Origin of the sequence: Streptococcus panodentis, from assembly GCF_017884005.1 — a bacterium.
GTDB lineage: Bacteria > Bacillota > Bacilli > Lactobacillales > Streptococcaceae > Streptococcus > Streptococcus panodentis.
This window is the reverse complement of sequence record NZ_QFAY01000008.1, coordinates 1-14,647: the sequence shown is the minus strand read 5'-3', so window position 1 is coordinate 14,647 and position 14,647 is coordinate 1. Positions and strand designations below refer to the sequence as shown.

The 14,647-nt window shown below is 48.9% G+C and carries 12 protein-coding genes; 9 read left to right on the top strand and 3 right to left on the bottom strand.

What is annotated here, in order from left to right; translation table 11 throughout:
• Positions 1-8: 8 nt before the first annotated feature.
• Positions 9-938 carry a UTP--glucose-1-phosphate uridylyltransferase GalU gene (galU, locus tag DHL47_RS04750; protein WP_209551079.1) on the bottom strand — a complete coding sequence of 310 codons (930 nt, stop codon included), beginning with the start codon at positions 936-938 and terminating at the stop codon, positions 9-11.
• A 21-nt stretch (positions 939-959) separates the two neighbouring features.
• Complete coding sequence (locus DHL47_RS04745) at positions 960-1,976, bottom strand: NAD(P)H-dependent glycerol-3-phosphate dehydrogenase (protein WP_128834881.1); 1,017 nt, start codon at positions 1,974-1,976, stop codon at positions 960-962.
• 744 nt (positions 1,977-2,720) lie between these two features.
• On the opposite strand from DHL47_RS04745, the gene DHL47_RS04740 reads away from it, so the two are divergent.
• Positions 2,721-4,427: an ABC transporter ATP-binding protein gene (locus tag DHL47_RS04740; RefSeq protein ID WP_209551078.1), complete on the top strand. Its 1,707-nt coding sequence runs from the start codon at positions 2,721-2,723 to the stop codon at positions 4,425-4,427.
• Position 4,428: 1 nt separating this feature from the next.
• On the top strand, positions 4,429-6,204 hold the full coding sequence (locus DHL47_RS04735) for an ABC transporter ATP-binding protein (protein ID WP_128834877.1): 1,776 nt from the start codon (positions 4,429-4,431) through the stop codon (positions 6,202-6,204).
• A gap of 57 nt (positions 6,205-6,261) precedes the next feature.
• Here the strand turns inward: DHL47_RS04735 and DHL47_RS04730 are convergent, their stop codons facing one another.
• Complete coding sequence (locus tag DHL47_RS04730; RefSeq protein ID WP_128834875.1) at positions 6,262-8,229, bottom strand: peptide ABC transporter substrate-binding protein; 1,968 nt, start codon at positions 8,227-8,229, stop codon at positions 6,262-6,264.
• Between the two features lie 219 nt (positions 8,230-8,448).
• Between DHL47_RS04730 and DHL47_RS04725 the strand changes: the two genes are divergently transcribed.
• From DHL47_RS04725 to DHL47_RS04695, 7 genes are all read left to right on the top strand, one after another.
• Positions 8,449-9,138, top strand: a complete 690-nt coding sequence (locus tag DHL47_RS04725; protein ID WP_128834873.1) for a gamma-glutamyl-gamma-aminobutyrate hydrolase family protein — start codon at positions 8,449-8,451, stop codon at positions 9,136-9,138.
• Positions 9,139-9,534: 396 nt separating this feature from the next.
• Complete coding sequence (locus tag DHL47_RS04720) at positions 9,535-10,566, top strand: S66 family peptidase (RefSeq protein ID WP_209551077.1); 1,032 nt, start codon at positions 9,535-9,537, stop codon at positions 10,564-10,566.
• Positions 10,567-10,680: 114 nt separating this feature from the next.
• A complete protein-coding gene (locus tag DHL47_RS04715; protein WP_209551076.1) occupies positions 10,681-11,124 on the top strand; it encodes a dUTP diphosphatase in 444 nt (147 codons plus the stop codon).
• A 1-nt stretch (position 11,125) separates the two neighbouring features.
• Entirely contained in the window at positions 11,126-11,641 is a 516-nt protein-coding gene (locus tag DHL47_RS04710) for a histidine phosphatase family protein (RefSeq protein WP_125342408.1), read from the top strand.
• A 52-nt stretch (positions 11,642-11,693) separates the two neighbouring features.
• Complete coding sequence (locus DHL47_RS04705) at positions 11,694-12,326, top strand: methyltransferase domain-containing protein (protein ID WP_209551075.1); 633 nt, start codon at positions 11,694-11,696, stop codon at positions 12,324-12,326.
• Between the two features lie 5 nt (positions 12,327-12,331).
• Positions 12,332-13,699, top strand: a complete 1,368-nt coding sequence (gene radA, locus DHL47_RS04700) for a DNA repair protein RadA (protein WP_209551121.1) — start codon at positions 12,332-12,334, stop codon at positions 13,697-13,699.
• Between the two features lie 142 nt (positions 13,700-13,841).
• Positions 13,842-14,558, top strand: coding sequence for a TIGR00266 family protein (locus DHL47_RS04695; protein WP_209551074.1), 717 nt, complete (start codon positions 13,842-13,844; stop codon positions 14,556-14,558).
• Positions 14,559-14,647: the final 89 nt, after the last annotated feature.

Sequence of the window (14,647 nt, the reverse complement as noted above, 5' to 3'; positions counted from 1 at the left end):
GAGGTGTTTCAGCTCTTTTCTATTGCAGGATTATATTCTTTTGTTTTTTTATTTTCTAGTTTTTTGCCTAAGTCAATAATGTATTGCTTAAGATCGTCTTTGACCTGCGGGTGCTTGAGGGCGTAGTCGATAGAGGTCTTCATAAAGCCGAATTTATCCCCGACATCATAGCGGTCGCCTTTGAACTCACGCGCGAAAACTCGCTGGGTTTTGTTAAGAGTATCGATGGCATCGGTCAGCTGAATTTCGTTGCCGGCACCGGGTTTTTGATTTTCCAGAATTTCAAAAATTTCCGGTGTCAGCAGGTAGCGGCCGATAATGGCCAAATCGCTCGGTGCGTCTTCAGGGTTTGGTTTTTCCACAAACTTCTCAACGCTGTAAAGGCCGTTAACTCCTTCGCCCTGAGGTGCAATCACCCCATAAGCAGATACTTCATCGTGGGGCACCTTCATCACCGCGATGGTAGAAGCATGGGTTGCATCGTAGTCGTTCATGAGCTGCTTGGTCAGCGGGACGGCCTTGTCATTGGTGATATCCATGAGATCATCGCCCAGCATGACGATAAAAGGCTCATTGCCGACAAAGGCCTTGGCCTGAAGCACAGCATCGCCCAGACCGCGCGGATGGCTCTGGCGGATGAAATGCAGGCCGATACCAGTCGTCTCGTCTACCAGCTTGAGCAAGTCATTCTTGCCTTTTTCCTTGAGGTTGTACTCCAGCTCAAAGTTTGAATCAAAGTGATCCTCGATGGAACGTTTGGACTTACCAGTAACGACCAAGATGTCGTCAATGCCGGCTTTGAGGGCTTCTTCAACGATGAACTGAATCGTCGGTTTATCCACGATAGGCAGCATCTCCTTAGCAAGAGCCTTGGTAGCAGGCAGGAAGCGGGTGCCGAGGCCGGCAGCCGGAATAACGGCTTTTTTAACTTTTGACATAAGTCATTCCTTTCTTTGGACTCAAGTCCATTCATTTTCAGCCTTAAATTCATTGTTCATGATTTCGTAAATGGCTTCTTTTGTATCATAGTTTTGGTAAATTACCTTGTAGATAGCTTGGGTGATGGGCATATAGACATCCAGCTCCTGAGCCAGCTCATAGGCCGCCTTGGTGGTGGAAATCCCTTCAATGACCATGCCCATGTTGGCTTCGATGTCAGCCAGCTTTTCGCCGCGTCCCAGAGCATCGCCGGCCCGCCAGTTGCGGGAATGGACAGAAGTCCCGGTGACAATCAGATCGCCGACACCGGACAGTCCGCTGTAAGTCAGGGGGCTGGCACCCAGCTTGACACCGAGCCGGGTGATTTCAGCCAGACCGCGAGTGATGATGGCAGCTTTAGCGTTGTCGCCGTAGCCCAGACCGTGCAGGGCACCGGCCCCGACGGCAATGATGTTTTTCAGAGCCCCGGCTGTCTCGACCCCGATGACATCGGTATTGGTATAGAGCCGGAAATAGTGATTGCTGAAGAGCTCCTGTACATACTTAGCGGTTTCTAAATCCTTTGAAGCTGCTGTAATCAGGGTGATGTCGCGGACGATGGTCTCCTCAGCATGGCTGGGACCGGACACCACGACGATTTCGCTGCGCAGCTCAGCCGGAATTTCCTCCTCCAGAATAGTGGAAATCCGTTCATGTGTATTGGGCTCCAAACCCTTTGAAGCGTGCATAACCCTGACCTTGTGGTCCAGAGTCTGAGCGACCTGCTGGGCCACCAGCCGGGTCACCTTGGTCGGCACGACAAAGAGCACGGCGTCTGCACCGTCAAGAGCTTCTGCCAAATCATGGTAGGCCTTGATATTCTCATCCAGTACAGCTTCTTTGAAATAGCGCTGATTGGTATGCCGGTCGTTGATTTCATCAATCTGATCAGCAATATTTCCCCAGATGCGGACTTCATGGCCATTGTCATTCAGTACCTGTGACAGAGCCGTTCCCCAGGAGCCGGGCCCGATAACAGCAACTCGTTGTTTATCCATATTGCTACTTTCCATTTCTAACTAGAATCATTACTTCTATTTTAACATATAAAGTAAGAAAAATCGTTTTCAAGAGTCAAATAGCAGAAATTTCTTGCACCTTTATCTAAGGGGTGGTCTGTTCTGTATCGTCAGCTTGACTTTGTTCTTATTTATGTTAAAGTAAAGAGACTAAGATTTAAAGCAGACTGTTTCGGAATTCCGAAACTGACAAGCATAGAGACGGGCCGGCCCTCAAAGAAAACCATAGGCAAATCAGGAAAGAGCAGACCTGGTGGCAGTCCTGCTTATCAGCTTAGGGGAAATTCCATGGGACTTTCTCCCTTCCTGCGCGAATCGGACTTCAAAAGGTTTGGGGAATCCTTTTGATGTGGTAGACAGCGCTTCTGCTGGGAAGGGCCGTCTTTGCTTTTCGCAGAGTCTAGCTATAACAATCCGTGTTCGCAGATATAGTCTTTTAGTAGTGAAACTGTCCGGGGGACAGTTTCAGCCTATCGCTTAAAATATAGGACGATAGGGCAGCGAGTTGCTCAAAACCTCCAGTGGAGGTTTTGAGGTGGCAGATAAGGCTTCCGCTAGGAAGTCTCAGCCATCATGGGAGTCTGTCCCAGACTCCAACAGTCCTTCTGGACTGTTGGAGCAAGGCGAGCTAACAAAGCAATAAACGATAAACTAAATGACGATAAAGCCCCCTTCAGAGCCCCTCCTTGCAAACACAGGTTTTAAAAACGATGAGGAGAAATCATGTTAAAGAAACTTTTTTTTAGGTATAAATGGCTCATGCTGGCCTCATTTCTGATGACCAGCACCATGGTAGCCAGCTCCCTCCTGCAGCCCCTCTACCTGCAGGATGTCCTGAATGCCCTGCTAGCCAGCAATCATCAGGAAATCAGCCGTATCGGTGTCTGGCTGATTGGGATTGCCGTTTTGGGCCTCTTGGCCGGCGGTATCAATGTGACCCTTGCAGCCTATATCGCTCAAGCGGTGTCGTCTGATTTGCGTGAGGCAACCTTCCGTAAGATTCAGACTTTTTCTTATGCCAATATTGAGCAGTTCAATGCCGGCAATCTGGTTGTCCGCATGACCAATGATATCAATCAGATCCAAAATATGGTCATGATGCTCTTTCAGATTTTGCTCCGCCTGCCCATTCTCTTTCTGGGCTCTTTCGTCCTGGCAGTCATGACCCTGCCGGCTCTGTGGTGGATTATTGTCCTGCTGGTTGTCATTATCTTTCTGCTGACGGCTGCAATGATGGGGCAAATGGGTCCCCGATTTGCCATTTTCCAGACTCTGGTTGATAAGATTAATGGCATTGCCAAGGAAAATCTCCGGGGCGTGCGCGTGGTCAAGTCTTTTGTGCAGGAAAAGCATCAGTTTGAGAAGTTTACGGGGGTCTCAGATGACCTTTTGGGGCAGAATCTCTATATCGGCTATGTCTTTTCGGTCATTGAGCCTATGATGATGCTCTTTGGCTATGGGGCAGTTTTTCTGTCCATCTGGGTGCTGGCCGGCATGGTGGAGAGCGACCCCGGCGTAGTCGGAGCCATTGCTTCGTTCATCTCCTACCTCGGTCAGATTATCTTTACCATTATTATGGTTGGCTTTTTGGGCAATACGGTAACCCGGGCTATCATCTCTTTCCGGCGGATCAGGGAAGTCTTGGCAACGGATCCGGCCATGACTTTTCAGGACGTGCCGGACGAGGAGCTGGCTGGCAGCCTGTCCTTTGAACATGTCACTTTCAGCTATCCCAATGACGATGAGCCCATGCTCAAGGACATCAGCTTTGAGATTGCAGCCGGACAGATGGTCGGAGTGGTCGGAGCGACCGGAGCAGGCAAGTCTACTTTGGCCCAGCTCATTCCGCGTTTGTTCGACCCTCAGGAAGGCACGATCAGGCTGGGAGGAAAAGACCTGCGGGAGCTCAGTCAGGGAACGCTGCGCAGAAATATTTCCATCGTCCTGCAGCGGGCCATTCTCTTTAGCGGAACCATTGCCGACAATATCCGGCAGGGCAAGGCAGATGCCACCGTTCCTGAAATGGAGCGGGCGGCCCGCATTGCTCAGGCCAGCGAATTTATCAGCCGCATGGAAGACAGCTACCACAGTCAGGTAGAGGAGCGCGGCAGCAATTTCTCAGGCGGGCAGAAGCAGCGGATGTCCATTGCCCGCGGTATTGTCAGCAATCCTAAGCTGTTGATTTTAGATGATTCGACCTCGGCTCTGGATGCCAAATCTGAAAAGCTGGTACAGGAAGCACTGAACAAAGACCTTAAGGGGACGACGACGATTATTATTGCTCAAAAGATCAGCTCGGTGGTTCATGCTGATCAGATCTTGGTGCTGGATCAAGGCCGTTTAATCGGCCAAGGCACTCACTCTGAATTAGTCGCTCATAACGCTGTTTACCGTGAAATCTACGAAACCCAGAAAGGAAAGGAGGACTAAGATGAAAACAGCAGCATTTTTCTGGTCATATTTCAGAAAGTACAAGCTTTCATTTGCAGTGGTCATCATGGCCATTATCCTGTCAACGGTCCTGCAGGCCCTCTTTCCGATTTATATGGGTCAGGCTGTGACTGAGCTGGTCAAGGCAGGCACGGCTTATGCCGAGGGAACAGCGGCTGACAGTCCGGCTCTTTTTGCCGGCTTCATGGCTGTTATGTGGAATCTGGGACTGGCGGTTATCTTCTATGCTCTGGGCAATCTGCTGTACATGAGTCTCATGAGCAGGGTCATTGCCCACTCGACTAATGACATGCGCAAAGGGCTTTTTGCCAAGCTGTCCAAGATGACGGTGGCTTTCTTTGACAGCCATCAGGACGGAGATATTCTGTCACGCTTCACCAGCGATCTGGACAATATCCTTCAGGCCCTCAATGAAAGTCTGATTCAGGTCATGAGCAATGCCGCTCTGTATCTGGGACTGATTGCCGTCATGTTTCTGCGCAATACGACCCTGGCCTGGGTGACTGTCGCCAGCACCCCAGTGGCATTTCTGGTCCTTTGGATTATTGTGCGGCTGGCCCGCAAATACACCGATCTCCAGCAAAAGGAAGTCGGCCGTCTCAATGCTTATATGGATGAGACCATTTCCGGCCAGAAGGCCGTCATCGTCCAAGGACTGCAGGAGGAAGTGATTCAGGGCTTTATCCAGCAGAACGATAAAGTTCGCTCAGCGACATTCAAGGGCCGGGCCTTTTCAGGCATGCTCTTTCCTATCATGAACGGCATGAGCTTGATCAATACAGCCATTGTTATCTTTCTGGGTTCGGCTCTGGTCCTGAACGACCCTTCCCTCGAAACCTCAGTGGCTCTTGGCTTGGTCGTTACCTTTGCCCAGTTTTCCCGGGAATACTATCAGCCTATCATTCAGGTGGCAGCCAGCTGGGGCAGCCTGCAGCTGGCCTTTACCGGCGCCGACCGTATTCAGGAAATGTTTGACGCTCCTGAGGAAGTGCGCCCAGAGCCGGCTCCGGCCTTTACCGAGCTGCGCGAAAGTGTAGAGATCAGCCATGTGGACTTCTCTTATGTGGAGGGCAAGCCCGTCCTGCGCGATGTCAGCATTTCAGCGCCCAAGGGCAAGATGACGGCGATTGTGGGGCCGACTGGATCGGGCAAGAGCACCATTATGAATCTGGTCAACCGTTTCTATGACGTCGATGGCGGGCGCATTGCCTTTGACGGCCGGGATATTCGCGACTATGAACTGGACAGCCTGCGCCGAGGAGTCGGGATTGTTCTGCAGGAGTCAGTCCTTTTCAGCGGTACCATTCGCGATAATATCCGCTTCGGTGTGCCGGATGCCAGCCAGGAGCTGGTGGAAGCCGCCGCGCGTGCGACCCATATCCACGACTATATCGAGAGTCTGCCTGACCAATACGATACCTTGGTGGATGACGATCAAAATATCTTTTCAACCGGCCAGAAGCAGCTGATTTCCATCGCCCGCACCCTGATGACGGATCCGCAGGTGCTGATCCTGGATGAAGCGACCTCCAATGTCGATACCGTGACCGAAAGCAAGATTCAGCATGCCATGGAGGCCATTGTAGCCGGCCGTACCAGCTTTGTCATTGCCCACCGACTCAAGACCATTCTCAATGCCGACCAAATCATTGTCCTTAAGGACGGTCAGGTCATTGAGCAGGGCACCCACAAAGAACTGCTGCAGCTAGACGGCTTCTATGCCGAACTGTATCATAATCAGTTTGTGTTTGAATAAATGGAAAAACCACCCTGCAATCAGCTGCGGGGTGGTTTTGGCGCTTCATCAAGCCCTTTATTTTACGTGTTTTTCCAAGTCTGCTTGGGCTTTTTTATTGGATTCTTCTTTTTCCTTGAGCCATTTTTTATGGGCTTTTTCGTAGTCTTTGGTAGTGATGGTCTCGTCGCCGATTTCGGTATATTTCTTGTAAGCAGAATCTTTTGTACCGGTTTGGGCGTAGGAAGTTGTATATGGGACGACGCGGGAAATAAACGGTGCTGCGCCTTTGCTGGTCATGGTTGGGATGATCAGAGCGCTGTCTGTCAGCCAAGCCTGTGCTGCAGCATATTTTTCATAGCGTTTGCTGATGTCCTGAGTTTCCTTGCCGGCTTCTTCGACCAGTTTGTCATATTCATCCAGTCCTACTGCCTTGGCCGCCGCATTATCAGCTCCTTCAAAGCCAAGGAAGGTCTTGGTTTGAGAGTCAGAGCCCGGAAGCAGAATATCCAGATAGGTTGAAGGGTCTTGGTAGTCCGGATCCCAGCCGACCATTCCGTTCAGATCCCAATCCTGCTGGCTGGCAGATTCTGCATTGTAGGTAACGCCTAGGGCCTCGTCTTCGCTCATCATCTGCAGGTCAATTGAAATATTGTCCTTGCCCAGCGTGTTCTCCAGAGACTGCTTGAGAGACTGCATGCGGTTGACATGGTTGGTAGAATTTTGAGCGACCGGAACATCCAGATGGATTGGGAACTCTACGCCTTCTGCCTGAAGGGCTTCTTTGGCTTTGGCAAATTCAGCCTTGGCCTTTTCAGTGCTGTAAAAGCCGTCCTGACCATCTGAAAGCTTGCTGCCTTTCCATTCGTCGCCGTAGCCGGTCAGGGCTTCTTCGACTAAGGTTCCAAATTCCTTGCCGTTAGCCTGAACGAAAGTCGGCGGCACAAAGAGGTTGCGGATGGCCGGCTTAGCAGCTGCTTCGCCATTGACCTGAGCAGAGAAAGTCTCGCGGTTGAAGGCGAAAACCATAGCCTGACGGAAGTCCTTATTGAGCAGGGCTTTTTTGGCTGCTTCTTTTTGGCTGTCGCTGGTTTTGGATGTATGCTCGTAGGCCTGACGGTCGATATTGACACTGATCAGACCAACCCCAGGACCGGCTTCTGTCATGAAGATATTGTCCTTGTATTTCTTTTCAATAGCAGAATAGCTGGAAGTCGCTGGATAGAGCCGGGCCTGACTGTAGCCGCCGTCTCCGAAAACGCGGGCCAGAGAATCCTGGTCCGAACCGTCATAGTAGGCAAATTTGAGGCCGTCAATCTTGACCTTATCCTTGTCCCAGTAGTTAGGGTTTTTCTCAAACTCGACAGATGACTTAGAGGTGATGGACTTCATGATAAACGGTCCGTTGTAAAGGATCGAGTCGGGCTTGTTTGCCTGTCCGAAGCCGTCCCCTTCTTTTTTCAGGAAATCCTCATTGACCGGCATCAGAACGCCTGCTGTGGTCTTAGAGTTCCAGTAGGTTTCAGGCTGATTGAGGGTGTACTCTACTGTGTAGTCGTCAAGTGCCTTGACACCGACGGCGGAAAAGTCTTTGTTACTGCCGTTTACGTAGTCATTCAGGCCTTTGATGGAGTTTTGGATCAGCAAGAGAGCGTCGGACTTGGCATCTGCGGCATGCTTGATTCCTGTGACAAAGTCCTGTGCTTTAACATCGGCGTATTCTTCGCCGTCAGCAGTGTACCATTTGGCATCCTTGCGCAGCTTGTAAGTGTAGACCAGACCGTCTTTGGAAACGGTCCAGTCTTCTGCCAGTGAAGGAGCGAGATTGCCGTATTTATCGTTTTCCAGCAGGCCGTCAACGCCGTTGGTCGTCAGTTCGTGAGTAGAGACCTTAGCAGACTGAATATAGTCCAAAGTCGTTGGGTCAGCGGTAAAGACATAGCTGTAGATCTTGCTGCTAGACTGGGAATTGCTGGAGCAGGCTGCCAGAATGCCGAAAGAAAGCAGAGTGACACCTGCGGCAAGAAAGAGTTTTCTTTTTTTCATAGGGACCTCCAAATGATGATTTTTACATTACTTAACTTATTATAACAATTTCTGACGAAAAGTAAATAATTTTCTGACAATTTTTTCAAAAATGTAAGCGGTTCAATATTTGGTTTTCCTCTATAAAAATTTTTTATCACCCGCTTAAAAAAATTCTATTGGACGGCTTTTCCAAGGAGTGGTAAGATATACTATATCAAGATAAGGGGGAATCACAGTATGTGCAGAACGATTGTTGGCATTTCAGCAAATCTTTGTCCGGTTGATGAGGGTGGAAAAAATATCCATTCATCCGTGTCCTGCAAATTTGCAGAGAGCATCCGTATGGTCGGCGGTCTGCCTATGGTGATTCCTGTCGGAGACAAGAGTCTGGTCAGAGATTATGTCGAAACCATTGATAAGCTGATTTTGACCGGCGGGCAGAATGTGCATCCGCAGTTCTACGGAGAGAAAAAGACCATTGACAGCGAGGATTATCATATCGCCCGCGATGAGTTTGAACTGGCCCTTCTGGAAGAAGCTCTGCGTCAGGATAAGCCGGTTATGGCTATCTGCCGCGGTCTGCAGCTGGTCAATGTTGCCTTTGGCGGCACGCTCCATCAGCATATTGACAATCATTGGCAGGGACTGCCCTTTGGAACGTCCCACTCCATTCGCACAGAGAAGGGCAGTGTTGTGGAACGTCTCTTTGGTCGGGCCAGTCAGATTAATTCTGTCCATCGGCAGAGCATTAAGGATTTGGCGCCTAATTTCCGGGCGACAGCCTTTGACCCCAGAGACAATACCATCGAAGCCATTGAGTCCGTCGACAGCCACCGCATCATCGGTCTTCAGTGGCATCCGGAATTCCTCATCCATGAAGAAAAGGGGAATTTAGAGCTTTTCAGCTACCTTTTGCAGGAATTATAAAAAAAGGATTTACTTTTAGGAAATTTTAAGGTTAGGGAGCTATAATGTAAAACATAAACAAAGACCTCCTAACTTTGTTTAGAAATCCTAAAACTTTTCTTTTTCATAATAATCTCCCTATAAGAACCGCCCAATCGGCGGTTTTTTTCTGCTCTTACAGCAAATGGCCTTTATTTTGACAAGTTTGTAAATACCATCAGCTGTAAACCCTTTGAGGCTGTCCCACCGCCCTTGTCTGCCACCTCAAAGCAGTGTTTCATGCTCGGTCTGAGTTTGATTTTCATGGAATATCAGCGCTGTTTCGAGAGAGAAAAATCAGAACCAAATTGACTGGTCTGCCAGTGAAAAATTATGCTATAATATTGCAAATGATAAAGAAAGGCGGAGTAAAAGGATATGATCAAGACGGTTGGAATTGTCAGTTTATCAAGCGGGTTGATTGGTGAGGATTTTGTCCAGCATGAGGTGGAGCTGGGAGTCAGGCGTTTGAAAGAGTTAGGCCTTGAGGTGAAGTTCTTGGAGCATGCACGAAAAGGGCTGGATTATCTAGAGAAGCACCCTGAGGCCAGAGCGCAGGATTTGATGGAGGCTTTTCAGGATTCCTCCATAGACATGATTTTATGTGCTATCGGCGGAGATGACACTTATCGTTTATTGCCTTATTTGTTTGAAGAGGACCAGTTAAAAAAAGCGGTCAATCAGAAACCGTTTCTGGGTTTTTCGGATACCACCATCAATCATCTGATGCTGCATAAGCTGGGAATCAAAACCTTTTATGGGCAGTCTTTTCTTGCTGATATTTGTGAATTAGATCAGGAGATGCTGCCTTACTCTCTTTCTTATTTTCAAGAATTGATTGAGACAGGAGGTATTTCAGAAATGAGGCCCAGCAAAGTCTGGTATGACGAAAGAACTGATTTCAGTGAAAAAGCCTTGGGAACACAGCGGATTGATCATGAAAATCAAGGCTTTGAACTGCTAAAAGGCAATCCGGTATTTCAAGGGGAGATTTTAGGAGGCTGTCTGGAATCTCTTTATGACATTTTTATCAATTCCAGATACGCCGATACGGTTGAAGTGTGCGCAAAGTATAAACTCTTTCCAAGCATTTCGGAGTGGCAGGGGAAAATCCTTTTGTTAGAAACCAGCGAAGAAAAGCCAAGCCCGGCTTTATTTAGAAACATGCTGCAAACGTTAAAAACAACGGGAATTTTTACTGTTTTAAGCGGAGTGCTTGTGGGAAAACCAATGGATGAAACTTATTATGACGAATATAAGCAAATTCTGCTTGAAGTGGTGGATGGAGAACTCCCGATTGTTTATAATATCAATGTGGGGCATGCCACTCCAAGAGCGATTGTTCCTTTTGGAGTAAAAGCCAAAGTCAATGTGGATGAGCAGATTATTCGGTTTGATTATTTTTCATGAAACACATATGATGAAAACCCTATTTCTAAAAAGCAAACTGGAACTGGTTTGCTTTTTGCTTGTTCTTTGCGAATTTAGTATAATAGGAACAGAAAATGCAGAAAAGAGACAATCATGAAAATTCGCGGATTCGAGCTGGTTTCCAGCTTTACAAATGAAGATTTGCTGCCCAAGCGGGAGACGGCTCATGCAGCAGGCTATGACTTGAAAGTAGCCGAGCACACGGTCATCGCGCCGGGCGAGATTAAGCTGGTACCGACTGGCGTCAAGGCTTATATGCAGGCAGGAGAGGTCCTCTATCTCTACGACCGCTCGTCCAATCCCCGCAAGAAAGGCCTGGTTCTCATTAATTCGGTCGGGGTGATTGACGGTGACTACTATGGAAATCCGGGCAATGAAGGCCATATCTTTGCCCAGATGAAGAATATCACGGATCAGGAAGTCGTTCTTGAAGTTGGCGAACGTGTAGTTCAGGCTGTCTTCGCACCTTTCTTAATTGCGGATGGAGATGAGGCAGAAGGCGTGCGGACCGGCGGATTTGGGTCGACAGGACATTAGCATGAAAATCATTTTTATCCGTCACGGAGAGCCAGATTATTCACTTTTGGAAGAGGCCGGCTATACTGGATTTGGACTAGATTTGGCTCCCTTGTCAGCTGCTGGTCGTAGGATGGCGACAGAGGCCGCTGCTAATCCTTTGCTGGAACAGGCGGAAATTCTGATTTCATCTTCTGTGACGCGAGCTTTGGAGACGGCTTCCTATTTGATTCGAGACCGCCAACTGCCGCTTTTTGTGGAGCCTTTGCTGCATGAATGGCAGGTATATGAGAGTGGGATAGAAAAGTTTGAGCAGGCTCGGGAGTTGTTTTTTGAAAATAATGGTTGTCTCCCTGCAAGAAGTCCTGTCCAGTATGAAACGGCTGAGCAGATGAAAGCCCGCTTTTTCAGTGCCTTAAGCAAATACAGAGACTACGAGACGGTAGCTCTTGTAGCCCATCGCATGCTCATCCGCCAGTTTGTAGCTGATCAGCAGATTGATTTTTGCCAGTTTGTTGAATATGAACTGAAGTTTTAATGTTTCGTTGTAAAAAGAATCTTAACAAAAGGATTTAGAGATAAAAGAAAATATGAAAGAATTTAAGAACAAGGACTATGCAACAGAAATTCGTCAGAAAATTCCAGGCTATGATGTGATGCTATATGTGATTTTCCGAGGAGTATTGCTCAGGTTAGCACCCAGTTTAAAAGTCGATAAAGTGTTAGCTTTGGCAAGCCAGACGGATGAGTTGAATGCTTTGGCATCCTTATTTCCTAAGGCAGGGGTGACCGTTGTGGAGCCAAGTGAGGCGATGCTACAAGAGCTTAAAAGACAGGTTCATCTGCCTCAAGCGGAGTATCTTAATAGTCGGTTTGAAGAAGCAGTGCTGCCTTCTGCTTATCAGATTTGTTCTTGCTTGCTAGTATTGCAGTTTGTTGAAAATCCCAGCTTATTTCTTCGAAAAATTTATGACTCTTTAAGTGAAGATGGCCTTCTGATTCTTAGCTTTTTTTCCAACCAGCAACTGGGCTATTGGAAAACACTTGCTTCAGAGCTAGGAGCCGATCAGCAACAAATTCAGCGTACTTATGAGAATCAAGCCAGTTTGATGAATTCCCTCTCTCCTCAAGAAGTTGCAGACCTGCTGGAAGAGGCTGGCTTTACTAATATAGAGCAGGTGTGTCAGGTCTTATCTACTTTTGTTTGGATTATTAGAAAATAAGGAGAATCACCATCGCTAAGAAAAAAACGACCTTTGTCTGTCAAAATTGTGAATATCATTCGCCCAAGTATCTAGGCCGCTGTCCTAACTGCGGCTCTTGGTCTTCTTTTGTGGAGGAGGTAGAGGCTGCTGAGGTCAAGCATGCCCGTGTGTCCTTGACGGGTGAAAAGACCCGGCCCATGAAGCTGGCTGAGGTCACTTCGATTGATGTTCATCGGACCAAGACCGACATGGACGAGTTCAATCGGGTGCTGGGCGGCGGTGTCGTGCCGGGCAGTCTGGTCCTGATCGGCGGGGATCCCGGGATTGGCAAGTCTACCCTGCTTCTGCAGGTATCTACCCAGCTTTCTCATCAGGGCACCGTCCTTTATGTCAGTGGGGAGGAATCAGCCGAGCAGATTAAGCTGCGGGCGGAACGCTTGGGGGACATTGACAGCGAGTTTTACCTCTACGCTGAGACCAATATGCAGCAGATTCGCACCGAAATCGAGAAGATTAAGCCAGACTTTCTGATTATCGACTCCATTCAGACGGTCATGTCGCCGGAGATTTCCAGCGTGCAGGGGTCTGTCTCTCAGGTCCGCGAGGTAACGGCCGAGCTCATGCAGCTGGCCAAGACCAATAACATCGCGACCTTTATCGTGGGCCACATGACCAAGGAAGGCACTCTGGCTGGTCCCCGAACGCTGGAGCATATGGTGGACACGGTCCTCTACTTTGAAGGCGAGCGTCAGCACACTTTCCGTATTTTACGAGCGGTCAAGAACCGTTTTGGCTCGACCAATGAAATCGGCATTTTTGAAATGCAGTCCGGCGGTCTAGTCGAGGTTATCAATCCCAGTGAGGTTTTCTTGGAAGAACGGCTGGATGGCGCGACGGGGTCTTCCATCGTGGTGACTATGGAAGGGACGCGGCCGATTTTGGCTGAGGTGCAGGCTTTGGTAACGCCGACCATGTTTGGCAACGCCAAGCGCACCACGACGGGGCTGGACTTTAACCGGGCCAGCCTGATCATGGCGGTGCTGGAAAAGCGGGCGGGCCTGCTCCTGCAAAATCAAGACGCCTACCTCAAATCAGCCGGCGGCGTCAAACTGGATGAGCCAGCTATTGACCTGGCTGTAGCGGTGGCTATTGCTTCCAGCTACAAGGACCTGCCGACCAGTCCTCAGGAATGCTTTATCGGCGAAATCGGCCTGACGGGTGAAATCCGTCGGGTCAACCGCATCGAGCAGCGCATCAACGAAGCGGCCAAACTGGGCTTTACCAAGATTTATGCTCCGAAGAACTCTCTGAACGGCCTCAAGATTCCCAAAAATATCGAGGTGGTCGGCGTAGCGACCATTGGAGAGGTTCTCAAAAAGGTCTTTGGCTGATAGCTTGTCCTTGTCAGCCTTGTCAAGCTCTTTTGTGCATGCTATAATAGTGCTAGGAAAAACAGAGTTTGTCTGAAGCAGCCTGAGGTGTCTGGTTTAGACAGGGATTCTCTAGCTTAGTTTTAGGAGGTTTACAAAAGAGATGGCAGATAATCGCATGAATTTTTCCATAACCAGCAACAGCCAATTTCCCTTGGCGGAGATTGCCTTAGACTGTTCGGAGTCCGTCCATATCCAGAGCGGCAGTATGATTTACCATACGCCCAATGTTGTTCTCAATACCAAGCTCAATGCGGAAGCGAATTCAGGCTTGGGAAAGTTTGTCAAGGCAGTAGGCCGGTCCCTGTCGTCCGGCGAGGGGGTTTTTGTCACCCAGGCGGTGGCTCAGAGCAATAACGGCCGGCTGGCCTTGGCGCCTAATATGCCGGGGCAGATTGTGCCGCTTTATCTGGGAGAGAAGCAGTATCGCCTCAATGATGGTGCCTTTCTGGCTCTGGATGGTTCGGCATCTTATGTCATGGAGCGTCAGAGTCTGGGTCGGGCTCTCTTTGGCGGTCAGGGCGGTCTCTTTGTCATGACGACTCAGGGGCAGGGCACGCTCTTGGTCAATTCCTTTGGGTCTATCCAAAAGGTAGAGCTCAAGGATGATCGGATTACCATTGACAATGCCCATGTAGTAGCCTGGAGCAAGGAGCTGGACTACGATATTCATTTAGAAAATGGCTTCTGGCAGTCAATCGGCACCGGTGAAGGTGTGGTCAATACTTTCGCCGGAACGGGTGAAATTTACATTCAGAGCCTCAACATTGAGACCTTTGCCAATGTTCTGCGGCCGCATCTACATATTGATAATTCTTGAAAATTTCTAGGAGGGCGGTGGGACAGAACTAAATTTTTAAAAATTTAGTTCCCTTCACTCTTTTGTTTCTAAGCTCAGGCTGAAAAGGT

Excerpts from the sequence above, each read along its gene's own strand:
- DHL47_RS04740 (WP_209551078.1), top strand. The coding sequence starts at position 2,721 with ATGTTAAAGAAACTTTTTTTTAGGTATAAATGGCTCATGCTGGCCTCA.
- DHL47_RS04725 (WP_128834873.1), top strand. The coding sequence starts at position 8,449 with ATGTGCAGAACGATTGTTGGCATTTCAGCAAATCTTTGTCCGGTTGAT.
- DHL47_RS04695 (WP_209551074.1), top strand. The coding sequence starts at position 13,842 with ATGGCAGATAATCGCATGAATTTTTCCATAACCAGCAACAGCCAATTT.
- DHL47_RS04745 (WP_128834881.1), bottom strand. The coding sequence starts at position 1,976 with ATGGATAAACAACGAGTTGCTGTTATCGGGCCCGGCTCCTGGGGAACG.
- DHL47_RS04730 (WP_128834875.1), bottom strand. The coding sequence starts at position 8,229 with ATGAAAAAAAGAAAACTCTTTCTTGCCGCAGGTGTCACTCTGCTTTCT.
- DHL47_RS04710 (WP_125342408.1), top strand. The coding sequence starts at position 11,126 with ATGAAAATCATTTTTATCCGTCACGGAGAGCCAGATTATTCACTTTTG.
- DHL47_RS04705 (WP_209551075.1), top strand. The coding sequence starts at position 11,694 with ATGAAAGAATTTAAGAACAAGGACTATGCAACAGAAATTCGTCAGAAA.
- DHL47_RS04735 (WP_128834877.1), top strand. The coding sequence starts at position 4,429 with ATGAAAACAGCAGCATTTTTCTGGTCATATTTCAGAAAGTACAAGCTT.
- galU (WP_209551079.1), bottom strand. The coding sequence starts at position 938 with ATGTCAAAAGTTAAAAAAGCCGTTATTCCGGCTGCCGGCCTCGGCACC.
- DHL47_RS04720 (WP_209551077.1), top strand. The coding sequence starts at position 9,535 with ATGATCAAGACGGTTGGAATTGTCAGTTTATCAAGCGGGTTGATTGGT.
- DHL47_RS04715 (WP_209551076.1), top strand. The coding sequence starts at position 10,681 with ATGAAAATTCGCGGATTCGAGCTGGTTTCCAGCTTTACAAATGAAGAT.